Origin of the sequence: Brevundimonas sp. GCM10030266 (assembly GCF_042666595.1) — a bacterium.
Taxonomy (GTDB): Bacteria; Pseudomonadota; Alphaproteobacteria; order Caulobacterales; family Caulobacteraceae; genus Brevundimonas.
In genome coordinates this window covers 184,976-205,881 of sequence record NZ_JBHTCY010000001.1, presented here as the reverse complement: position 1 = coordinate 205,881, position 20,906 = coordinate 184,976, and the positions used below count along the sequence as shown (strand labels likewise).

Sequence of the window (20,906 nt, the reverse complement as noted above, 5' to 3'; positions counted from 1 at the left end):
TCTGGGTTTCAGGTTCTAGGTTCTAGGGGGAGGCGTCAGCGAGGCGGAGCTGGGCTTCTTGCGCCCTGAAACCTGACCCCTAGAACCTGAAACCTTGTCAGGCCCGTCCGCTCTGACCTGACAGCCAGGCCGGATCGACGCCCAGGGTCGCCAGCGCCCGGCTCCACTTGTGCTCATAGTCCGTGTCGAAGATCAGGCCCGGATCGGCCTCGGCGGTCAGCCAGACATTGTCGCCCAGCTCATCCTCCAGCTGGCCGTCGCCCCAGCCGGCGTAGCCCAGCATCAGCACCGAGTTCCGCGGTCCCGCGAACGGGTCGACCATCGCCGCCAGCGCCTCGCGCGTGCCGGTCATGGCCAGTCCCTCGCCGAAGGGCATGGAGGCGTCCTCGATCATCCAGTCGTCGGTGTGCAGGACAAAGCCCCGCTCCCGCTCCACCGGCCCGCCGACCAGCACCTTGCGGCTCGAGGCCGAGTCCGGCGCCCGGGTGTCCAGCTTGTCCAGCACCGCCTTCAGGTCCACGCCCGGCGCCGGCCGATCCAGCCGCAGGCCCATCGCATGATCCGGCCCGTGGGCGCAGACCAGGATCACCGCGTGCTCGAACCGTTCGTCGTCGATACCCGGCATGGCCACCAGCAGCCGCCCGACGAGGGATTGGAAATCGTCCATGCCCCTATCATTGGCGCCCGGGCGGGGCGGCGCAAGGACACCGGTCGACGCAGGTGTTGGCGGGACCGTCGGCAACGCCTATCTGGTCCGGGAGTTTGACCCTCAACCTTCCTCTTTCGGAGCCACTCCATGACCGTCCAGATCGGCGATCGCATTCCCTCGGCCAACCTGACCCGCGCCACCGACGACGGCCCCAAGCCGGTCACGACGGATGACATCTTCGCCGGCAAGACCGTGGCCCTGTTCGCCGTGCCGGGCGCCTTCACCCCGACCTGCTCGGCCCGCCACCTGCCGGGCTTCAAGGACAACCGCGAGGCTCTGGCTGAAAAGGGCGTGGACACCATCGCCTGCGTCTCGGTGAACGACGCCTTCGTCATGGGCGCCTGGGCCGACAGCCAGGGCATCGGCAAGGACGACATCCTGATGCTGGCCGACGGCAACGGCGACTTCACCCGCCTGATCGGCCTGACGCTGGACGGCACGGGCTTCGGTCTGGGCGAGCGCTCGCAGCGCTATTCGATGCTGGTCAAGGACGGCGTCGTCGAACAGCTGAACATCGAGCAGGGCGGCGAGTTCAAGGTCTCCTCGGCCGAGCACCTGCTGGGTCAGCTCTGACATGAGCTCCTCCCCCATCGGGGGAGGGGGACCACGAAGTGGTGGAGGGGGCGGCCCCCTCCGTCACGGCGCTGACGCGCCGCGCCACCTCCCCCGGAGGGGGAGGAACCTGTGAACACCGACGTCTTCACCCCTGAAGAACGCAGCGCCGTCATGCGGCGCGTGAGGGGGAAGGACACCAGGCCTGAACTGGCCGTGCGCCGCATCCTGCGCACGGCCGGGATCGGCTATCGCCTCGGCGGCGCGGGACTGCCCGGAAAGCCGGATATCGTGATGAAGGGAAGGCGGACCGTCGTCTTCGTCCACGGCTGCTTCTGGCACGGCCATGATTGTCCGCGGGGCGCGCGCCAGCCCAAGGCCAACGCCGACTACTGGATCGCCAAGATCGACCGCAACCGCGCCCGTGACGCCGCCAGCAGCGACGCCCTGCTGGACGCAGGCTGGCGGGTGGTCACTGTCTGGGAATGCGCGATGAAGGCGCCCGATTTCGCTGACCGCCTGCTGACGGCGGTGCGGGGTCAGGCCGCCGCCGTCTCGATATCGTCCGCGCCCTGATCCTGGGCCATGGTCATCACATGGGTGATGGCCCCCAGCAGCATCGGCGGGGTGATCGGCTTGGGCACGAAATAGGTCATGCCCGCGGCCGTGCAGGCGGCGATGTCTTCGGGCGCGGTGTCCGCAGTCACGGCGATCACCGGCACATGGGCGTTCGGACCGTCGCCCGCCCGGATGCGCCGGGTGGTCTCGCGACCGTCCAGTTCCGGCATCCGCACGTCCATGAAGATCAGGTCAAAGGCGGTCTGCTCGCAGATCTTCAGCGCCGCCATGCCGTCGGCGGCGGTGGCGATGTCACAGCCCAGCGGCTGCAGGATCAGCTGGATGGCGCGGCGGTTGATGTCGTGGTCATCGACGACCAGCACCCGCATCGGACGGTCCTCGCCCTCATCCTCACCGGCTTCCTCGGCCACGACCTCGGGGTTTGCCGGGACAACCGGTTCCGGAGCCGGAGCGGGGGCAGGCGTCGGGATGGGCGCGGCAACCGGCGCGGGCGTCTGGTTCAGCAGGCGCGGCGCCAGCGGGGCCACCGCGGACGGGGGCGCGCCCAGCACGCGGGCCACGGCGTCGCGGGCTTCCTGATCCAGCCCCGGAGTGACGGCCTCGGCCATCTCGCCCGGCTGCAGACGCAGGGCCAGGGTGAAGCGGGCGCCCTCGCCGGGACGGCTGCGCGCGGTCAGGCGGCCGCCCATCAGGTCGGCCAGTTGCTTGCTGATCGACAGGCCCAGGCCGGTGCCGCCGTGACGGGCGCTGACGCCGTCCTGCGTCTGGTCGAAGGGGGTGAACAGGCGGGCGACCTGGGCCGCGGTCATGCCCGGGCCGGTGTCGATGATCTCGATCAGGATCGCGTGGCCCGAGGGCTCGTCGTCCCAGGCCTTCAGGCAGACGGTGATCGAGCCGGTCTGGGTGAATTTCACCGCGTTGGAGATCAGGTTGTTCAGCACCTGACGCAGGCGCATCGGATCGCCGCGCACGGACGAGGGGATGGTCGCCGCGCCCTCGACGCGGAATTTCACGCCCTTGGCCCGCACCGGACCGCGCCACAGGCGGACGGTCTGGTTCAGCAGCTCGCGCAGGTCGAAATCGACCGCATCCACCGTCATATGGCCGGCTTCCAGCTTGGCATGGTCCAGCAGGTCGTCCAGCAGGGCCTTCATCATCAGGCCGGCGTCATTGATCAGACGGGCCTGGCCGCGCGAGGCGCCGTCGGCGGCCCCGCGCTCCAGCTCCGCCGCGCCGGTCAGGATGGCGCTGATCGGGGTGCGCAGGTCATGGCCCACGGTGGCCAGGAAGGCGCTGCGGCCCTCCATGATGCGCACTGCATCCATGCGCTTCTGCTCGGCCTCCACGCGGGCGGCCGTTTCGGCCGTGCGGGCCTCGTTCATGCGCTGCCAGGTCGACAGGCAGTAGGTGATGAACACGGCCACGGCGATGGCGGCGGCGGTCACGAAGCCGGTCGAGCCGCCGAACATGGCCATGAAGAAGGGGATGGAGGTCAGGTACAGGAACTGCGGCAGGACGGTCAGCACCAGGACACGGCGTGAGCGCGGGGCGTTGATCATCGAATAGATGGCGCCCGCCGACAGCAGCATGGCGGCGCAGATGCCGCCCATCGGCCCGCCGACGTACCACAGGGGAATGGACAGGCTGCCGAAATAGCTGGCGTTGCCGAACAGCAGGATGTCGCCCAGCAGGGCGCGCGCGCCGGTCAACTTTTCGGCGCGTCCCCCGATCACCGGGGCGAAGGTCCACAGGTCCAGCGACTGGATCAGGAAATAGCCGATCACCCAGGCGGCGGCGACGTCCCAGCCGATCAGGGGGCTGAACACGAGGGCGCTTGCGGCGGCCATGAACAGGCGCTGCAGCAACGCCTTGCGGCGCTGGCGGATGGCGACGACCCAGGGGTCGGTCACCGACGGGGTGCTGGCGGCGCTGACGTTCGCCATGCGTCTCCTCGAGGAATGGGCATGTTCGCCCTTCCTGCCAGAATGGCGCGTCTGCCCTAACGCTCCGTCAACGGCCCGTTCCGACGGCGTCCGCGACTGTGGAGAAGCCCTCGGCCCGCAGCCGATCGGCCAGGTCACGCTTGATGCGCCCGACAAGCCCCGGACCTTCATAGATCAGGGCGGAATAGATCTGGATGGCCGAGGCGCCTGCGCGGATGCGGGCCCAGGCCTCGGCTCCGCTGTCGATGCCGCCGACGGCGATCAGCGGCAGGCGTCCGGCCGAGGCGTCGGCGGCGGCGCGCAGGGCGTCCAGCGCCCGCGCCCTCAGCGGCGCGCCCGACAGACCGCCCGCCTCGCCCTTGTCCGCTGAGCGCAGGCTTTCCGGCCGGTCCAGGGTGGTGTTCGACACGATCAGGGCGTCCAGCCCGTGATCCAGGCTGGCCTCGACGATCAGGCCGATTTCGTCGCTGGTCAGGTCCGGGGCGATCTTCAGGAACACCGGGGTCGGATCATCGCCGCGCGCGGCCGCGAGACGGCCCAGCAGGTCATCCAGCGCCGCCCGGCCCTGCAGCGCGCGCAGGCCCGGCGTATTGGGCGAGGAGACATTGACGGTGACGTAGTCGGCCAGACCCTTCAGCCGCACCAGACCCTTCACATAGTCCGCCGCCTTGTCCTCGGTGTCCTTGTTGGCCCCCAGATTGGCGCCGATCACCGCCGTCCGGGGACGGTCCGTCAGATGGTTCGCGAAGGTCTCGAGGCCTGCGTTGTTGAAGCCCATGCGGTTGATGATCGCGCGGTCTTCGTAAAGGCGGAACAGGCGCGGCTTCGGATTTCCCGGCTGGGCCAGCGGGGTGACCGAGCCGCACTCGACAAAGCCGAAGCCCAGCTTCGCCAGCCCGTGCAGGGCCTCGCCATTCTTGTCCAGACCGGCGGCCAGACCGACCGGATTGGGCAGGTCCAGACCCGCCAGACGGGTGTGCAGGACCGGATCGTCCGTGGACGGAGCGGGCAGGGGCGTGAACTGCAGGGCCTTGATGGCCAGCTGGTGCGCCGTCTCCGGATCGAGCGTCCGCAACAGGCTGGCGCCGATATCCGTCAGGCCCATCCGACCACTCCATCCTCGAACTTCATCAAGCCGTCCTCATCCACCGACAGGGCGCGTTCCTCACGCGCCGCCGACAGGGGCAGGGCGCCGAACAGATGCGGGAACAGGTCGCCGCCGCGCGACGCCTCCCACTTCAGCGCCTCGCCCAGAACCGTCAGGTCCACGGTCACCAGAAGCAGGTCGCCGCTACCGGCGTAGTGGCGGCGCGCGGTCTCGGCCAGTTGCGCCGAGGTCGACATATGGATGTAGCCGTCCTGCAGATCGACGGCGGACCCGGCATAGGCGCCGTCCAGCCGCGCCAGCTCCCATTCCTCGCGATCCACCAGCTTGAAGGCGACGTCGGTCATCCCGCGATGTCCCGGGGCTGCAGATAGCCCTCGAAGGTGCAGCGTCCGGCCACATCGACGGTGAACAGGGCGGCCGAGCCGGGGGGGAAGCCGCCGCTCATGCGATCAAGGATCGAGGGGGAGGCGGCGCTTTCGATCAGATACTCGACGGCCAGCAGATGAACCCCCGGATTGTGGGCCACGACCAGCAGGGTTCCGGCCTCGTCCTCGGCCGCCTCGATGGCGCGGCGCAGGGTGTCCGCTGAGCCGTTGTAGAGGGGCTCGTCGCCGCGCACCTCGACATCGCCCATCGCGTCATGGACCAGATCCCAGGTCTGCCGGGTGCGGTTGGCCGGGGACACCAGCGCCAGATCGGGGCGCACGCCCTTCGCCGCCAGCGCCCGGCCCATCATCGCCGCATCGCTGCGCCCGCGCGCCGACAGGTCGCGGTCGCGATCACGGCCGGAGCCGCTCGCCCGTTCCGCTTCGGCGTGGCGCATCAGGATCAGTCTCTGCATGGCCCGCCTTTACGGGTGTTTGGCCGGTCCCGCCAGATCACCTCCGGCCCTCACGCGGTGACTTCGCGACGCGGGCTGCGGCTGCAGGGCGGGGGTCCGCACCGGGACCGTGGCCACCGCTCCGCCGGGCCGGGCGCGGGCATAGGCCTGGCGGGTGGCTTCCAGCAGGATCAGCCCCGCGGCGCCCGGCATCACATGTTTGCCGATCGGCTCCAGCCCGTCGGCCAGCGGCAGCAGCGGTCCCCACGGCGGCACATACAGGGTCTGGGACCAGGCCGTCGGCTCCAGCCCCGCCTCGCGCACCAGCCGCTCAAGCTGTCGGCGGCTGAAGGGACGGCCGTGTCCGAAGGGGGTGCTCTCGGAGCGGGACCACAAACCGCCGCGCGCCGCCGCGATCAGGATGATGCGCCCGGTCGGAGCCAGCGCCCGCACGGCCTCCAGCATCAGCGCCTGGGCGTCGTCCGCCTCCTCCAGCGCATGCACCAGCAGGATGCGGTCGAACGAACCGGCGGCGAAGGGCAGGCGGCGGTCGTCGACCAGCACCGTTCGGTTCTTGCCCGCCTGCGGCCACAGCTCGACGCCTTGTCCGCCCGGCATGGCGGCGACCAGCCGGCGCGCGCCGACGAAGGCCTCCAGCCAGGGCGTGGCGTAGCCGAGGCCCAGCACGTCGCAGTTGTCGGCCTCGCCCCAGGCGTCGTCCAGCCGCCGCGCCAGCATGCGCCGCGCCAGCGCCCCGGCCGGTTCGCCATAGAAGATCCGCAGGTCGTCGATGCTGCGCCGCATGGCTCCAGCATAGACCCGCCGCCGGGCCGCTGCCAGAATGACGTCATGACGCTGGAAGTCCGCCTGTTCCCCTGCCTGAACGACAACTACGGCTTTCTGGTCCGCGACGGCGCGACCGGAACCGTCGCTGCGGTCGACACCCCTGACGCCGACGCCATCCTGGCCGAGCTGGAACGCTCCGGCTGGGGCCGTCTGGACCTGATCCTGAACACCCACTGGCACCCGGATCACACCCAGGGCAACGCCGCGCTCAAGGCGGCGACGGGCTGCGAGATCATCGGACCGGAGGAGGCCCGCAAGGCGGCGCCGCTGGATCGGGTGGTGAAGGGCGGCGACACGGTCCTGCTGGGCGAGACCCCGCTGGAGGTCACGGACGCGCCGGGCCACACCCTGGGGCACATCGTCTATCGCTCGGTCGCGGACCACCTGGCCTTCGTCGGCGACGTCCTGTTCGTGCTGGGCTGCGGCCGGCTGTTCGAGGGTACGCCTGAACAGATGTGGACCAGCTTGCAGACCCTCGCCGCCTGGCCGGACGAGACCGTGATCTGGTGCGCCCACGAATATACGGCGTCCAACGCCCGCTTCACCCTCAGCCTTGATGACCGCCCGGAGATGCAGGCGCGGGCGGACGAAATCTTCGCCGCGCGTGAGAGGGGCGAGCCGACCGTGCCGACGACCATCGCTTCGGAGAAGGCCTTCAACCCCTTCCTGCGCGCGAAGGACGCCGCGGAGTTCGCGGCCCGGCGCGCGGCCAAGGACAGCTTCTAGGGCTTAGCGGCCGTGATCCGAGGGCAGCAGGGCGCGGATCACCCGGGCAGATGACGGGCGGCCCGCCACGCCCTGAACCGGCGCCACGACGATCCGCAGCTCGCCGCGTGAATAGTTGGCGGAGGCGCTGGAGCCCTGGGCGATGACGATCCGGCGCAGCTGGCTCAGTGAGGAGCGGCCCGTCGGCGAGCGGGCGATGCGCAGCACGGCGTCGGTCGACAGGATCAGGGCCTCGACGGTCAGGCCCTCGGCCTCCTCGTCGGTGTCGACGTTGATCTCGATCAGACGGCCCATGGTCTGACTCAGCATGGCGCTGCGGCGGGTCATCAGCTGGAACAGCTGGGCGGGTCCGAGCGACGGCAGCGCCAGCCGCTCGCCCGTGCCGGTGAACGACGCCGGGGATCCGCCGGGCGCACGGGTCGTATAGACCGTCACGCCGCCGCCGGGGCTGATGCGCAGGATCTGCTGGCCTTCGTCATTCCGGTAGATGACGTCGCCCCGCGGCACGGCCGTCGCGCGCAGAACCCAGGTTTCGTCCCGGCGATCAAAGCGCAGCAACGGGCGCTGGCCCGACCGGTCCAGGGTGAAGGCTTCACCGGATTCGGACGCGAAGCGGCTGACGGGCGGCAGGGTGCGGGCGGTCGGCTGGCTGCGGGGCGCCGCGCCGCCGCGGTTGCGCAGCCACTGGCTCTGCTCCGCCTGGGCGTTGCCCCGCTCCTGCGCGGCGACGGAGACGGGCAGGGAAAGCACAGCCGTCACCGCGACGGCAAAGGCCATCGCAGTCTGAAGCGGCATTCGCGCCGTTCTGACCTTCCCCGTCAACTTCATGGGCAGAGTGGTGGAATCGGCAAGCGGCGGATTTGGGGCGGGCTTTTGTCAGCCAACCAGATACTGACCGCCGTTCAGCGACAGGGTGCAGCCTGTGACATATCCGGCACGCTCGCCGGCCAGCCAGGACACCATGTCGGCGATTTCCTCGCCTTTTCCGAGCCTTCCGACCGGGATCTGGGCGACGATTCCGGCCAGAACCTTCTCGTCCATCGCCCCCACCATCTCGGTGTCGATATAGCCCGGCGCGATGCAGTTCACTGTCACGCCCTTGCGCGCATTCTCCAGCGCCAGCGCCTTGGTGAAGCCGATCATTCCGGCCTTGGCGGCCGAATAGTTGGTCTGGCCAATCTGGCCCTTCTGGCCGTTGATCGAGGAGATGTTGATGATCCGGCCGTGGCCGCGATCACGCATGCCGTTGATCACCTGACGCGTCATGTTGAAGACGCTGTCCATATTGACCCGGATCACGTCCGACCACTGGTCGGCGCTCATCTTGTGGAAGAAGCCGTCGCGGGTGATGCCGGCGTTGTTCACCAGCACGTCGATGGGCCCCAGTTCGGCCTCGACGTCGGCGACGGCGCGGGCGCAGTCGTCGTAGGAGCCGACGTTGCCCTTGACCACGATCACGCCCAGTTCGCGCGCGGTGGCCTCGGCGGCTTCGGTGTTGCCGGAATAGCCGGCCGCGACCAACAGGCCGTCCTCCTTCAGACGTTGGACGATCGCCTTGCCGATACCGCGGGTGCCGCCGGTCACCAGTGCCACGCGAGCCATGAGCGCTTCCTTCTGTTTTCCTGGAGCGGCGACCTCTGCCGGGCCGCCTGCTGATCTACGCTTTACCCCGCACAGCGTTGCGCGCAAGGCGCGGGCAAACTGTCTCACCACGATGACGCGGTGATTACGGTTGTCGATCCTCCAGACAGGTCAGGCGGTCGGGTCGCGCACCACCACCACATGCCCCGGATGGCCGTCGGCCTCGTCCCGGGCGTAACGGACGGCGCTGGCCCGGTCAGCGAACAGGCCGAAGAACAGCCCGTCGCTGGACGTCATCCGCCAGCCGTGCAGGTCGGGCGAAACCTCGATGACGGCGGGCGGCCAGGGAACGGGAGCAGGCATGGGGAAGGCGGTCGTGACCACGCCGGATGCGGCGTCGCCCCTTCCTTGCGCCCGTCGCCCGTAAGCCCGCGATGCGGAAGCCGCGCCTCCGCATAAGCCGAACGTAAGGGGCTATTTCAGCTTTTCGATCAGCGCCATCGCGGCCGCCGGATTGCGCACCTTGGCCCCGGCGATGAAGTAGGCGAACACATCGCCGCGCTTTGCCCAGTCGCGCGTCTGTTTCGCGATCCCGTCCAGGTCAGCGGAGCTCATGCCGGTGGGCTCGTCCGGCTTCGAGGACATCATGCGGGCATAGGTGAAGTCGGCCGTCGGCTGGTCGATCTTCGGCCACTCCGGCGCCTCGTCGTCCTCGGCATAGACGATGGCGCAGCCGTACTTCGCCGCCAGATCATAGAACTGCGGGACGTCGAAGGTCGGGCTGCGGACCTCCAGCGCGTGACGCAGGCGAACCCCGTCCTTCTCCTTGGGCAGCAGCTTCAGGAAGCCCTCGAAATCGACCGGGTCGAACTTCTTGGTGGCCATGAACTGCCAGTTGATCGGCCCCAGTTTGTCGCCCAGCGCCGTCAGCCCCTGATCGAGGAACCGCTCCAGGCTTTCGTTGCCCTCGGACAGCACCTTGCGATTGGTGCAGAACCGGCTGGCCTTCACCGCGAAGACGAAGTCATCCGGCGTCTCGTCGCGCCACTTCATCCAGGTGTCGATCTTGAAGCCGGAATAGTAGGTGCCGTTGATCTCTATGCTGCTGAGTTTGCTCGACGCGTACTCTAGCTCGCGTTTCTGACTGAGCTTCTCGGGATAGAATACCCCGCGCCATGGCTCGAAGGTCCAGCCGCCGATGCCCACTCTGATGGCGTTCGTCATTGGAAGTTTCCGTTCATGGTAATCCGATCGGATAGAGCGTCATTTAATCTAGGAGCGGCGCTGTCGGTCGGGCGGCCGAGGCTCCGATGTTTCTAGAGTCCACCAAGATATGATTTTCTCCGGGTCCCTCCCGGAGGGGAACCGTCACCTCTCCAGAAGCAGTCATGATCCTAACGTGGCGGCTGACTGGGCAAAGACGAAACGCGGCCGATATATCAGTTGAGGGGTCGTAGTCGCTGAGAAGCCCTTCCCATCGTGTGTTGCCCGATACGACGGAAGCGTTGGAGCGCTGGAAGCCCACGAAATAGAGCGTCGCGCACAGGGGTGGCGCTTGCTGTTCTGTGCCCGCCTGTCCAGCTAGGACCAGAAGCGACGCAAGGATGGAAATCATCTTCGTACCTCAGAGCCTATAATTTCAAGGGGTTATCTAGTGTAGAGCCCCGCACACAATTTCGATCGAGGTCAGCTTCGAGCTGGCGTATTCCAGCTCCTTCTTCTGGGTCAGCTTCTCCGGATAGAAGACGCCGCGCCAGGGTTCGAAGGTCCAGCCGCCGATGCCGACGCGAATGGTTCCGGTCATGTGATCCTCCCTGTCGGGGAATCAGGTAGGCCGCGCGACCGCGACGGGCAAGCGGAAGCCGGACGTCCTATTCGGCGCCGTCGCACAGGCCCAGCAGGGCGGCGTCATAGGGATGCAGGCGGGCGCCTGTTTCCGGAACGACCAGTCGTCGGGCGGGAAGCTCGCCCTTCAGCCTCAGGTACCGGGGATAGAGATCGCCCCGCCGCCGCATCTCGTGGAACTCCGCCGCGAAGACGCGATCCGGGGCGCCGGCGACATGACCGCAGACCAGCGCCTTGTCGTACCGGGGCGCATTGTGAAGCGTGCGGCTCTCGAAGCTCAGGTCCGGCTGGCCCAGTTCCGCGCGCACCGCATTCTCGGCGGACCGTCGGAAGCCGGACTGGTCCAGCCCGAAGACGGTGATGCCGAGGATCAGGGCCACGCAGCCCGCGACGGCCCAGACCACCATGTCGCCGCCCTGACGGAACCAGTGCCGAAACCCCTCGGTGTCGATCACCTCAATCGGCCCCGGTCGAGGCCGGGGTCGCCGGCGTATCCATCGTCGGCACCGCCGCCATCAGCTGAGGGCTCGTCACGCTCAGGACGGCGAGCACCAGATAGAGTGCGATGTGCAGCCCGATCGTCGTGGCGAACACCCAGGCCCGTTTCGACAGGGCGGCCGGGACGACCAGCACCACATAAAGCAGGAAGTTGACCGCGTAGATGCTCGCGATAAGCCCGAAATTGGGTTTGCCCGCCAGCATGGTCAGGCACAGGGCCACCATGAGGATGTTGGCGAGGATCAGAAGCAGCAGGACCGGCTTCTTGTTGGCCTCGAAATGGCTGTCGAGACTGGTCGCCTGATCCTCCGGCTCGGGGAAGATCAGGTTGGCGGCGATGAAATAGACGATGGCCACCACCAGTCCGGCCAGCAGCATGCCGTAGCTGTAGGGAGCCTTGCCCAGATTGGTCCAGGCCGCGTCCCAGAAGGTGGCGATGTCGAAGGCGGCGAAGATCGCCAGCAGCGGCGTCTTCCAGCCGACCCGGACCGTCTTGCGATGCTTGAACGCCCGCGCCGCGCCCGTCGCCAGAACCGCCACCGACAGGCCCAGCACCAGACCATAGAAGCTGAAGAAGAACTCGAACGCGCTCATCGCCGCCCCCCGACGCCAAACCGAAGCGCCACCATAGGCAGACGCGCCCCTCCCGTCATCGCCCTATGCGGCGAGCGCATCCTGCATCCCGGCCAGCAGGCTGGCGGCGGTGATCGGCTTGGCGATATGGCCGTCCGCCCCTGCCTCGGCCCCGGCGGCGCGGTGCTCGTCCATGGCGTTGGCGCTCAGCATCAGGATCGGCACGCGCAGGCGCTGGGGGGAGGCGGCCTCGACCGCCCGGATGGCGCGGGTGGCGCTCAGGCCGTCCATGACCGGCATCTGCATGTCCATCAGGACCAGATCAAACTCGTCCGCCTTGAAGGCGTCGACCGCGTCCGCGCCGTTCTCGACGATCTCCACCTCGACGCCCTGTCCCTGCAGGATCAGCTGCACAACACGCTGGTTGGTCGGATGGTCCTCGGCCAGCAGCACCCGCAGGGCGCGGGCGATCATCGGCATCGGCGCGACGCCCGTTTCGACCACCGGTGCGCCGCGCTCCAGCGGCACGCTGAAGCGGAAGCAACTGCCCTTGCCCGGCGTCGAGGTGGCGCTGATCTCGCCGTCCATCATCCCGACCAGCGAACGACAGATCGAAAGGCCCAGCCCGGTCCCGCCAAAGCGTCGGGTGATGGTGCCGTCCGCCTGATTGAACCGCTCGAACAGGCGCGCCGCATGGTCGGCGTCAAAGCCGATGCCGGTGTCCTCCACGGCGATGGTCAGCCGCGGAGCATCGCTGACGGTTTCGACCGCGATATCGACGGTGATGCCGCCCTGCGTGGTGAACTTGATCGCATTGGACAGCAGATTGCCCAGCACCTGCCGGATGCGGGTGCTGTCGCCGACGAAGACGCCGCGCGCCTCCGCCGTGCGGTTGACGGTGAAGCTCAGGCCCTTGTCCACCGCGCGCGTCTTCACGACGGACAGCGGCTCCAGCGCCTCGTCCAGATCAAAGGCGCGGGCCTCCAGATCCAGCTGACCGGCCTCGATCTTCGACACGTCCAGAATGTCGGACACCAGCCGCTCCAGCGTCACGCCGGACCCGCGGATCAGCTCGACCATCTCGGTCTGCTCGGGGGTCAGTTGGGTCCGCGACAGGGCGTCGACAATGCCGATGACGCCGTTCAGGGGCGTGCGGATCTCATGGCTCATATTGGCCAGGAAGTCCGACTTGGCGACGTTGGCCGCCACGGCCGCGGCCTTGGCCTCGCGCAGCGCCTGTTCGGCGGCGACCCGCTCGGTCACGTCCCGCGCCACGCCGTAGACGTAGTCGCCCAGCCGCTGCGCCCGCCACTCGACGGTCAGGTAGTGGCCGTCCTTGTGACGGTAGCGGTTGATGTGCCCGTGGATCGGATCGCCGAGGCGACGGTTCTCGACCTCGACGGCGCTGTCTTTCGTGTCGGGCAAATCATCCGGGTGGACCAGATCGAGCAGCCGGGTGCCCAGGATCTCTTCCGGCGACCACCCCAGCGTCCTCTGCCAGGACGGGCTGACGCGGATCACGAAGCCGTGGATGTCGCGGATGACCAGCAGGTCGAGGGAGACGTCGAAAAAGGCGGACAGCTCGCCCCGCTCCTCGTCATTGGCCGGGGTGAAGAAGGCGAGGGGCGGCTCGGCGCAACTCATCAGCTTTGTCGACTCCGGCCCGGCATGAGATCGACGCTACGCCAGTCACCGTTAAGGTCGCCTTGCCGACACAGATGTCAGTTGGACGGAACGCGGCGCCCGGCCGGACATTCGATCTGGATGATCGCTCTCCTGCTTGACCTCGCAAATATTCTCGGCGGCTTCCTGTTGGCCATCGGCCTGTTGGCGCGGCTGCCGTCCATCGGCGACAATCTGGCCGGCTTCGCGCGCAGGCTGGGGCCGTTCGGCTGGATCGTGGGTGTCGTCGCCCTGGTGACGGGCGGCTGGTATCTGATCGTCCATCTGATCAGCGGGCCGCGCGTCTTCCACTTCGAGATCGTGGCCGTCATTACCGGCGTCCTGCTGCTCTGGGACCGGCTCAATCTGCGCACGCGCACCGGTCGTGACCTGCCTGCCAGCGGCTCGACCGGCGCCGGTCTGGTGCTTGCCGTCTATGGCGTGATCGCCATCCTCGTCGGCTTGCAGGGGCTGGTCACCCCCAACTGATCAGTAGGCGAAGTCGCGGTACAGCCGCGTCAGGTCGCCCTGCCACTCGCCGTGGTACAACTCCAGCAGTCGCTCGGCCGGGGTGATCCCGCTGTCAGCGATGTCTTCCAGCTCGGACAGATAGCCGCGCTCGTCGACCATGCCGCCCGAGAAGCGGGCGCGGTTCTTCAGCCCCTGTTTGGCGATCTCGACCATGTCGACGGCTACGTCGCGGACGGTACGCCCGCCGACCTCGGCCTTCAGGCCCAGACGGGTCACGTCCCGGCGCAGGCGCTCGTGATCGGCGATGTCCCAGTCCTTGACCAGATCCCAGGCGGCGGCCAGCGACGGGGCGTCATACAGGACGCCGGCCCACAGGGCCTGCAGGGCGCAGATGCGGCTCCACGGCCCGCCGTCGGCGCCGCGCATCTCCAGATAGGCCTTCAGCCGAACCTCGGGGAAGAGGGTCGTCAGGTGGTCGTTCCAGTCCTTCAGCGTCGCCAGCTCGCCGGGCAGATCATCCAGCCCGCCCTCCATGAATTTGCGGAACGAGCGGCCCGACAGGTCGATGTAATGACCCCCGCGCTTGGCGAAATACATCGGCACGTCCAGCGCATAGTCGGCGTAGCGCTCGAAGCCGAAGCCGTCCTGGAAGACGAAGTCCAGCATGCCGGTGCGGTCCGGATCGGTGTCGGTCCAGACGTTGGCGCGGGCGGTCAGGAAGCCGTTCGGCTTGCCTTCCGTGAAGGGGCTGTTGGCGAACAGGGCCGTGGCGATCGGCTGCAGCGCCAGCGAGGTACGGAACTTGGCCACCATGTCGGCCTCGCTCTCGAAGTCGAGGTTCGACTGGATGGTGCAGGTGCGCAGCATCATGTCGAGGCCCAGCGAACCCTTCTTCGGCATATAGGCGCGCATGATGCCGTAGCGGCCCTTGGGCATGACGGGCACGTCCTCGCGCGCCCACATCGGATCGAAGCCGGCGCCGAGGAAGCCGAGGTTCAGCTGGTCGGCGACCTGCTTGACCTCCATCAGGTGCTGGCCGGTCTCGTTGCAGATCTCGTGGACGTCCTTCAGCGGCGCGCCCGAAAGTTCGAACTGCCCGCCCGGCTCCAGGCTGATCGAGGAGCTCAGACCCTCGCCGTTCCTGCGCTCCAGCGCGATGACGTTGTCGCCCTCATAGACCTTGTCCCAGCCGAAGCGGGTCAGGCCGTCCAGCATGGCCTTGATGCCGTTGGGGCCTTCATAGGTCGGGCGGCGCAGGGTCGAGCGGTCAAAACCGAACTTCTCGTGCTCGGCGCCGATGCGCCATTCGGCGCGCGGCTTGATGCCCTTCGACATGGCCCCGATCAGGTCTTCCCGGGAAAGCGGTTCGGCGTCGGCCATGTCGATCTGTAACCTCTGGTGTCGCGGCTAGATGGGCCGACCGTGGCGTTTGCTCAAGAGGCTGTTTGAATTGATGTCTGGCGGTCGGTCGCCCCGCAAAACACGCGGCGTAAAAAACAGGGTGCGAACAGTGCGAACAGTGCGGATCTGGTCGGCGATCAGACTACTCCGCGGATGCGTCATTTCCGGTCGTGTCAGCGGTCCCAGTCGCCGATCGCCGCCTGCCACAGGGTCAGGGCGGTGGTCGCGGCGGTGTCGGCCCGCAGCACCCGCGGCCCCAGCGATACGGCGGTGGTGAAGGGCAGGGCGCGCAGCCGCTCTCCCTCCTCGGGCGTGAAGCCGCCTTCGGGTCCGATCAGGATGGCCCAGGGACCCGCGCCCGCCGCCTGCAGCGCAGTCATGGCCGGGGCGCCGCCAGTCTCGTCGCAGAACATCAGGCGGCGCGAGGCGTCCCAGCCATCCAGCAGGGCGTCCAGCTTTTCCGGCTTGTCCACCGGCGGCACGTCCAGCCGCCCGGTCTGCTCGGCGCTTTCCTCGGCGATGGCGTCCAGCCGATCGAGGCGCAGATGCTGTGGCTGGGTGCGGGCGGTGGTGGTCAACCGGATGCGCGCGGCGCCCAGTTCGGTCGCCTTCTCCACCGCGAACTCCAGCGCCGCCTTCTTCACCGTGGCGATGATCAGGTGCACGTCCGGCGGCGTGATTTGTTCGCGGACCTGTGCCTCGGCCTTCAGCACCACGCCCTTCTTCAGCACCTCGGCCACGCTGACGCGCCACTCGCCATCCTTGCCGTTGAAGGCCAGCAGTTCGTCCCCCGCCTTCAGCCGCATCACCTGCGTCAGGTAACGCGACTGATCGAGAGTCGGGGCCAGCGCGGCGCCGGGGGTGAGGGGCTGGGGGATGTGGAGGCGGATCATCGGTCGTAATGGTACCGGCACTGGGCGATGAGCAAGCCGTCTTCGGTGGCGCGGTAGATCAACCGGTGCTCCTGATCGATGCGCCGGGACCACCACCCCCGGAACTCACCTTTCAGAGGTTCCGGCTTGCCCGTGCCCTCAAACGGAGTGCGAAGACATTCCTTGATGAGGCCGTTGAGTTTCCGGAGCATCTTCCGGTCGGTCTCCTGCCAGTGAAGGTAGTCCTCCCAGCCTCGCGTCTGGAAGGTGAGCTTCATTCCTCGATCAACTCGCGAACCTGCCCGCCCCCGGCGTCCAGCTCAGCGATCGCCTCCCGCAGTCGCGCGGCGTTCGCCGGACTGCGGAGCAGGTAGTCCGTCTCCTGCCACGAGGCGAAATCCTCAAGCGACATCAGCACCGCGGCGGGCTTGCCGCCATCCCGGGTGATGATCGTGTAGTCATGGTCCTGCGTCACGCGGTCTACGGCGGCCGCGAGGTTTTTACGCAGTTCGGTGATCGAGATCGCGTTCATGGCTCCCAATGTACGTGATTGCGTACATTGGGGCAAGAATTACAGCGTCCGCGCGATCAGCAGCTTCATGATCTCGTTCGTGCCGCCGTAGATGCGCTGGACGCGGGCGTCCTTGTACAGCTGGGCGATCGGATACTCGTTCATGTAGCCGTAGCCGCCGTGCAGCTGCAGCATCTCGTCGATGACCTCGCCCTGGATGTCGGTGACCCAGTATTTGGCCATCGAGGCGGTGGCGGCGTCCAGCTTGCCCTCGAGGTGCAGGCCCATGCAGTGGTCGACGAAGACCTTGGCCACCGTCAGCTTGGTCTTCACCTCCGCCAGTTTGAACTGGGTGTTCTGGAAGTCGAGGATCCGCTTGCCGAAGGCCTTGCGCTCCTTGACGTAGGCCAGGGTCGACTCCAGTCCGCGCTCGGCGGCGGCGACGCCCTGGATGGCGATGTTCAGGCGCTCCTGCGGGAGCTGCTGCATCAGGTGGATGAAGCCCTGCCCCTCGGTCCCGCCGATGACGTTCTCCAGCGGCACCTTCACGTCGTTGAAGAACAGCTCGGAGGTGTCATTCGCCTCCATGCCGATCTTGTGCAGGTTCCGGCCGCGCTCGAAGCCTTCGGCGCCGTCGGTCTCGACCACGATCAGGCTGGTGCCCTTGGCGCCCTCGGCCGGGTCGGTCTTGGCGACCACGATGATGAAATTGGCCAGCTGACCGTTGGTGATGAAGGTCTTGGAGCCGTTCAGGACGTAGTGATCGCCCTGTTTGATGGCGGTGGTCTTCACGCCCTGCAGGTCCGAGCCCGCGCCCGGCTCGGTCATGGCGATGGCGCCGACCAGTTCACCCGACACCAGACGCGGCAGCCAGCGCTGCTTCTGCTCCTCGGTGCCGTAGTGCCAGACGTAGGGCATGACGATCGCGTTGTGCAGCGAGATGCCGAAGTGGTCCGCGCCCTTCCAGCCCAGCTGGCGCATCAGCACCACTTCGTGGCGATAGTCGCCGCCGAAGCCGCCGTCCTCTTCCGGCATCGACAGGCCCAGCAGGCCCGCATCCCCGGCGTCGTTCCACAGCTTGCGCGGCACGGACGAGTCCGCGATCCATTGCTGAACCTTCTCCAGCGGCGCGTGTTCGTCGATCCATTTGCCGACGCTGTCCGAGAAGAGGGTGATCTCCTCGTCCTGCATGAAGGTGGGGTCGGGGCTGTTGAGGACGTTCATGATCGGGCCCGGCGTTTCCTGTTGAACTGGTGTGTGACTGGTTGCGTCACGTCGCGGCAGTCAAGCCGCCGCCCGAAGGCGACGGCCCGCTGTCGTCTTGTCGTTTGCGCCCGAAGGCGTCGTCAGAGGGCGTCCGCCGGCATGTCCATCAGGACGTCCGCGCCGGTCTTCAGCTTCTTCAGATGGGCGTCGGCGTCCGGCAGGATGCGCTCGACGAAGTAGCGGCCGGTCTGCAGCTTGCCGGTGTAGAACGGGTCGGTCGAACCGGCGTCCACCTGCTTCTGCGCGGCGATCGCCATCTGGGCCCAGACATAGGCCAGGGCGGTGATGCCGAAGATGTTCAGATAGTCGGTCGAGGCGGCGCCGGCGTTGTCCGGGTTGGCCATGCCGTTCTGCATCAGCCACATGGTGCCGTCCTGCAGCTTCTTCTTGGCGTCGGCCAGGCCGTCGATGAAGGGCTTCACCGAGTCATTGCCGTTGTGCTCGGCGACGAAGGCGTCGATCTCGCCGAACCAGCTCATGATGGCGCGGCCGCCGGCGGCGGGCAGCTTGCGCCCGACCAGATCCAGCGCCTGAATGCCGTTGGTGCCCTCGTAGATCATGGTGATGCGCGCATCACGCAGGTACTGCGAGGCCGGGAAGTGTTCGGTGTAGCCCGAACCGCCGTGGACCTGCATGGCCAGCGAGGCGGCGTGGAAGCCCTTGTCGGTCAGATAGGCCTTCAGCACCGGGGTCAGCAGACCCATGTAGTCCTTGGCCTTGGTGGCGACGGCTTCGTCTTCCGACTTCTCCAGGTCGGCCTGCAGCGCGGTCCACAGGATGAAGGCCTGGCCGCCTTCGACGAAGGCCTTGGCCTCCAGCAGCATGCGGCGCACGTCCGGGTGGACAATGATCGGATCGGCCGGGCCGTCCGGGTTCTTCGGTCCGGTCAGCGAGCGGCCCTGCAGACGGTCGCGGGCGAACTCGACGGCGGCCTGATAGGCGGCGGTGCCGATGGCCAGCCCCTGCAGGCCGGTGCCCAGACGGGCCTCGTTCATGACCACGAACATGTTGTTCATGCCGCGGCCTTCTTCACCGATCAGCCAGCCCTTGGCGCCGTCGTACTGCATGACGGCGGTCGCGTTGCCGTGGATGCCCATCTTGTGCTCAAGGCCTGCGCATTCCAGCGTGTTGCGCTCACCCAGCGAGCCGTCCTCGTTGACGAGGAATTTCGGCACCACGAACAGCGACAGGCCCTTGATGCCCGGGACCGCGCCTTCGACGCGGGCCAGCACGGTGTGGATGATGTTGTCGGCGAAGTCGTGCTCGCCGGCCGAGATCCAGATCTTCTGGCCGGTGATCGAATAGCTGCCGTCGCCGTTCGGCACAGCCTTGGTGCGAACCATGCCCAGATCGGTGCCGCACTGCGGCTCGGTCAGGTTCATGGTGCCGGTCCATTCGCCGGTCGACATCTTCGGCAGATATTTCTGCTTCAGCTCTTCCGAGGCGTTGGCGTGGATGCCCGCCCAGGCGCCGGCCGTCAGGCCCGGATACATCGAGAAGGCCGCCGAGGCGCCCGCGGTGAACTGGCCCACGGCCGAGCCGATGACCGAAGGCATGCCCTGACCGCCGTAGGCCGGGTCCATCATCAGCGAGGGCCAGCCGGCCTCGACCATCTGGTGATAGGCTTCCTTCCAGCCCTTGGGCGTGGTGACCACGCCGCCCTCGGCCCAGGTGCAGCCTTCCTTGTCGCCCGGGTTGTTGATCGGGGCGATGACCTCGTCAGCGAACTTGCCCGCCTCTTCGAGGATCTGCTGGGCCAGCTCGGACGACACGTCCTGGAAGCCCGGCTGGTTGGTGTAGCGATCGATCTCCAGCACTTCGGACAGGATGAAGGTCAGGTCGCGGACAGGCGCCTTGTAGGCCATGATCAGGCTCTCGCTTTGAAGGGCTGGTGGTGGTGTTCGGTGTTCAGGCGCGCCTTCATCAGGCTCGCGTATTCGTCGGCGCCGGGCAGCAGGTCGGGACGGTATTCGCCCAGCTTCTCCTCCATCCAGCGGCAGGCTTCTTCCGCCGTCTCGATGGCGCCTTCGATGTCTTCCAGCTGCTGCTTCAGCGCCGCGATCTGGGCGCGGTGCTGGCGCAGGGCCACGGCCATCTGATGGGCGTTGTGGTCCTTGCGGTCGTACAGATCCAGCATCGACTGGATTTCCTGCAGGCTGAAGCCGATGCGGCGACCGCGCAGGATCAGTTTCAGCCGGGCGCGGTCGCGGGCGTCATAAACGCGGGTCTGACCCTTGCGCGCCGGATTAAGCAGCCCCTTGTCCTCATAGAAACGCAGGGCGCGCGCCGTCGCGCTGAACTCGCGGCACAGCTGGCGGATGGAATAGGTGCGGTGATCGTCAGCGGTCGCCATGCGAAAGGCATAGCGCAAACTTTACGCGGACGTAAAGGGAAGCTTTTCGAGGCGGCAGGCAGCAGGCAGCAGGAGTGAGGCGGCGTCAGACGTGCAAAGGGCCGCAGCGTTTCCGCCGCGGCCCTGCTGCCTGCTGCCTGAAACCTGCTGCCTCAGATCAGCGCACTTCCCGCGCCCGCAGCCACAGGACCGGCGCGGTCATGGCGATCAGGATCAGGTTGGTCACGGCCGGGCCGACGTCCATGCCGGTGGCGTGGATCGCCAGCATGACCGTTTCCAGCGCCAGCAGGCCGGCGGCGGCGACGACCAGCAGCGGGCGGCCCTGCTTCCAGGAGATGACCGGCGCCAGCATCAGCACGGCCAGTACGATCTCGGCGACGCCGAGGCCGCGCACGAGGTTCTCCGGCGCGAAGGCGGGCCAGCGCATCAGGTCGATCAGATTGGCGAACGGCTCGGTCAGCTTGGCGTAACCGGCCGCGACGAAGAACATCGCGACCCAGCCCTGCAGGGTCCACAGGGTCAGGTTCCGGTAGCTGGCGTTCAGCCGCGCGCGGGCGGGGGTGTAGGTCTGAGAAGTCATTTTCGATGAC

At 67.6% G+C, this 20,906-nt stretch carries 25 protein-coding genes and 1 pseudogene; 4 read left to right on the top strand and 22 right to left on the bottom strand.

Annotated elements, in window-relative coordinates:
* Window positions 1-97: 97 nt before the first annotated feature.
* On the bottom strand, window positions 98-667 hold the full coding sequence (locus tag ACFQQC_RS01175) for a YqgE/AlgH family protein (protein ID WP_376858895.1): 570 nt from the start codon (window positions 665-667) through the stop codon (window positions 98-100).
* 129 nt (window positions 668-796) lie between these two features.
* Between ACFQQC_RS01175 and ACFQQC_RS01170 the strand changes: the two genes are divergently transcribed.
* Both ACFQQC_RS01170 and ACFQQC_RS01165 read left to right on the top strand, forming a co-directional pair.
* The gene (locus ACFQQC_RS01170; RefSeq protein ID WP_376858893.1) at window positions 797-1,282 is read left to right on the top strand and encodes a peroxiredoxin; all 486 of its coding nucleotides are present in this window, start codon (window positions 797-799) and stop codon (window positions 1,280-1,282) included.
* A 111-nt stretch (window positions 1,283-1,393) separates the two neighbouring features.
* Entirely contained in the window at window positions 1,394-1,837 is a 444-nt protein-coding gene (locus ACFQQC_RS01165) for a very short patch repair endonuclease (RefSeq protein WP_376858891.1), read from the top strand.
* Here ACFQQC_RS01165 and ACFQQC_RS01160 read toward each other — a convergent pair.
* From ACFQQC_RS01160 to ACFQQC_RS01140, 5 genes are all read right to left on the bottom strand, one after another.
* Window positions 1,801-3,783, bottom strand: coding sequence for an ATP-binding protein (locus ACFQQC_RS01160; RefSeq protein WP_376858889.1), 1,983 nt, complete (start codon window positions 3,781-3,783; stop codon window positions 1,801-1,803). The two genes, ACFQQC_RS01165 and ACFQQC_RS01160, sit on opposite strands and share 37 nt — an antisense overlap.
* Before the next feature lie 67 nt (window positions 3,784-3,850).
* On the bottom strand, window positions 3,851-4,888 hold the full coding sequence (locus ACFQQC_RS01155; RefSeq protein ID WP_376858887.1) for a quinone-dependent dihydroorotate dehydrogenase: 1,038 nt from the start codon (window positions 4,886-4,888) through the stop codon (window positions 3,851-3,853).
* The gene (locus tag ACFQQC_RS01150) at window positions 4,879-5,235 is read right to left on the bottom strand and encodes a DUF952 domain-containing protein (protein WP_376858886.1); all 357 of its coding nucleotides are present in this window, start codon (window positions 5,233-5,235) and stop codon (window positions 4,879-4,881) included. The genes ACFQQC_RS01155 and ACFQQC_RS01150 overlap by 10 nt, the downstream gene beginning before the upstream one ends.
* Window positions 5,232-5,732, bottom strand: a complete 501-nt coding sequence (locus tag ACFQQC_RS01145) for a SixA phosphatase family protein (protein ID WP_376858885.1) — start codon at window positions 5,730-5,732, stop codon at window positions 5,232-5,234. Before ACFQQC_RS01145 ends, ACFQQC_RS01150 begins: the two co-directional genes overlap by 4 nt.
* Before the next feature lie 9 nt (window positions 5,733-5,741).
* Window positions 5,742-6,515, bottom strand: a complete 774-nt coding sequence (locus tag ACFQQC_RS01140; RefSeq protein WP_376858883.1) for a class I SAM-dependent methyltransferase — start codon at window positions 6,513-6,515, stop codon at window positions 5,742-5,744.
* Between the two features lie 45 nt (window positions 6,516-6,560).
* On the opposite strand from ACFQQC_RS01140, the gene gloB reads away from it, so the two are divergent.
* Window positions 6,561-7,283, top strand: coding sequence for a hydroxyacylglutathione hydrolase (gloB, locus tag ACFQQC_RS01135; protein WP_376858881.1), 723 nt, complete (start codon window positions 6,561-6,563; stop codon window positions 7,281-7,283).
* Between the two features lie 3 nt (window positions 7,284-7,286).
* Here the strand turns inward: gloB and ACFQQC_RS01130 are convergent, their stop codons facing one another.
* From ACFQQC_RS01130 to ACFQQC_RS01095, 8 genes and pseudogenes are all read right to left on the bottom strand, one after another.
* Window positions 7,287-8,078 (bottom strand): DUF4908 domain-containing protein, encoded by a 792-nt coding sequence (locus tag ACFQQC_RS01130; RefSeq protein ID WP_376858879.1) that lies wholly within the window; start codon window positions 8,076-8,078, stop codon window positions 7,287-7,289.
* An 81-nt stretch (window positions 8,079-8,159) separates the two neighbouring features.
* Window positions 8,160-8,885, bottom strand: coding sequence for an acetoacetyl-CoA reductase (phbB, locus tag ACFQQC_RS01125; RefSeq protein ID WP_376858877.1), 726 nt, complete (start codon window positions 8,883-8,885; stop codon window positions 8,160-8,162).
* Between the two features lie 150 nt (window positions 8,886-9,035).
* On the bottom strand, window positions 9,036-9,227 hold the full coding sequence (locus ACFQQC_RS01120) for a hypothetical protein (RefSeq protein ID WP_376858875.1): 192 nt from the start codon (window positions 9,225-9,227) through the stop codon (window positions 9,036-9,038).
* Window positions 9,228-9,338: 111 nt separating this feature from the next.
* On the bottom strand, window positions 9,339-10,088 hold the full coding sequence (locus ACFQQC_RS01115) for a DUF72 domain-containing protein (RefSeq protein WP_376858873.1): 750 nt from the start codon (window positions 10,086-10,088) through the stop codon (window positions 9,339-9,341).
* Window positions 10,089-10,536: 448 nt separating this feature from the next.
* A pseudogene (locus ACFQQC_RS01110) lies at window positions 10,537-10,668 on the bottom strand (DUF72 domain-containing protein); the annotation flags it as partial.
* 67 nt (window positions 10,669-10,735) lie between these two features.
* Window positions 10,736-11,164: a hypothetical protein gene (locus ACFQQC_RS01105; protein WP_376858871.1), complete on the bottom strand. Its 429-nt coding sequence runs from the start codon at window positions 11,162-11,164 to the stop codon at window positions 10,736-10,738.
* A 1-nt stretch (window position 11,165) separates the two neighbouring features.
* Window positions 11,166-11,801 carry a hypothetical protein gene (locus tag ACFQQC_RS01100; RefSeq protein ID WP_376858869.1) on the bottom strand — a complete coding sequence of 212 codons (636 nt, stop codon included), beginning with the start codon at window positions 11,799-11,801 and terminating at the stop codon, window positions 11,166-11,168.
* 63 nt (window positions 11,802-11,864) lie between these two features.
* The gene (locus ACFQQC_RS01095) at window positions 11,865-13,424 is read right to left on the bottom strand and encodes an ATP-binding protein (protein WP_376858867.1); all 1,560 of its coding nucleotides are present in this window, start codon (window positions 13,422-13,424) and stop codon (window positions 11,865-11,867) included.
* 120 nt (window positions 13,425-13,544) lie between these two features.
* On the opposite strand from ACFQQC_RS01095, the gene ACFQQC_RS01090 reads away from it, so the two are divergent.
* Window positions 13,545-13,931 carry a hypothetical protein gene (locus tag ACFQQC_RS01090; protein WP_376858866.1) on the top strand — a complete coding sequence of 129 codons (387 nt, stop codon included), beginning with the start codon at window positions 13,545-13,547 and terminating at the stop codon, window positions 13,929-13,931.
* Here the strand turns inward: ACFQQC_RS01090 and ACFQQC_RS01085 are convergent, their stop codons facing one another.
* The 8 genes from ACFQQC_RS01085 to ACFQQC_RS01050 form a co-directional block, all read right to left on the bottom strand.
* A complete protein-coding gene (locus ACFQQC_RS01085; RefSeq protein ID WP_376858864.1) occupies window positions 13,932-15,293 on the bottom strand; it encodes a glutamate--cysteine ligase in 1,362 nt (453 codons plus the stop codon).
* 194 nt (window positions 15,294-15,487) lie between these two features.
* Complete coding sequence (locus ACFQQC_RS01080; RefSeq protein WP_376858862.1) at window positions 15,488-16,207, bottom strand: 16S rRNA (uracil(1498)-N(3))-methyltransferase; 720 nt, start codon at window positions 16,205-16,207, stop codon at window positions 15,488-15,490.
* Window positions 16,204-16,464: a Txe/YoeB family addiction module toxin gene (locus ACFQQC_RS01075; protein WP_376858860.1), complete on the bottom strand. Its 261-nt coding sequence runs from the start codon at window positions 16,462-16,464 to the stop codon at window positions 16,204-16,206. The genes ACFQQC_RS01080 and ACFQQC_RS01075 overlap by 4 nt, the downstream gene beginning before the upstream one ends.
* Entirely contained in the window at window positions 16,461-16,718 is a 258-nt protein-coding gene (locus tag ACFQQC_RS01070) for a type II toxin-antitoxin system Phd/YefM family antitoxin (RefSeq protein ID WP_376858858.1), read from the bottom strand. Before ACFQQC_RS01070 ends, ACFQQC_RS01075 begins: the two co-directional genes overlap by 4 nt.
* Before the next feature lie 39 nt (window positions 16,719-16,757).
* Window positions 16,758-17,921: an acyl-CoA dehydrogenase family protein gene (locus tag ACFQQC_RS01065; protein ID WP_376858857.1), complete on the bottom strand. Its 1,164-nt coding sequence runs from the start codon at window positions 17,919-17,921 to the stop codon at window positions 16,758-16,760.
* Window positions 17,922-18,043: 122 nt separating this feature from the next.
* Window positions 18,044-19,828, bottom strand: a complete 1,785-nt coding sequence (locus ACFQQC_RS01060; protein WP_376858855.1) for an acyl-CoA dehydrogenase C-terminal domain-containing protein — start codon at window positions 19,826-19,828, stop codon at window positions 18,044-18,046.
* Between the two features lie 2 nt (window positions 19,829-19,830).
* Window positions 19,831-20,316, bottom strand: a complete 486-nt coding sequence (locus ACFQQC_RS01055) for a MerR family DNA-binding transcriptional regulator (protein ID WP_376858853.1) — start codon at window positions 20,314-20,316, stop codon at window positions 19,831-19,833.
* A gap of 157 nt (window positions 20,317-20,473) precedes the next feature.
* On the bottom strand, window positions 20,474-20,896 hold the full coding sequence (locus tag ACFQQC_RS01050; RefSeq protein WP_376858852.1) for a DoxX family protein: 423 nt from the start codon (window positions 20,894-20,896) through the stop codon (window positions 20,474-20,476).
* Between the last annotated feature and the right edge of the window lie 10 nt (window positions 20,897-20,906).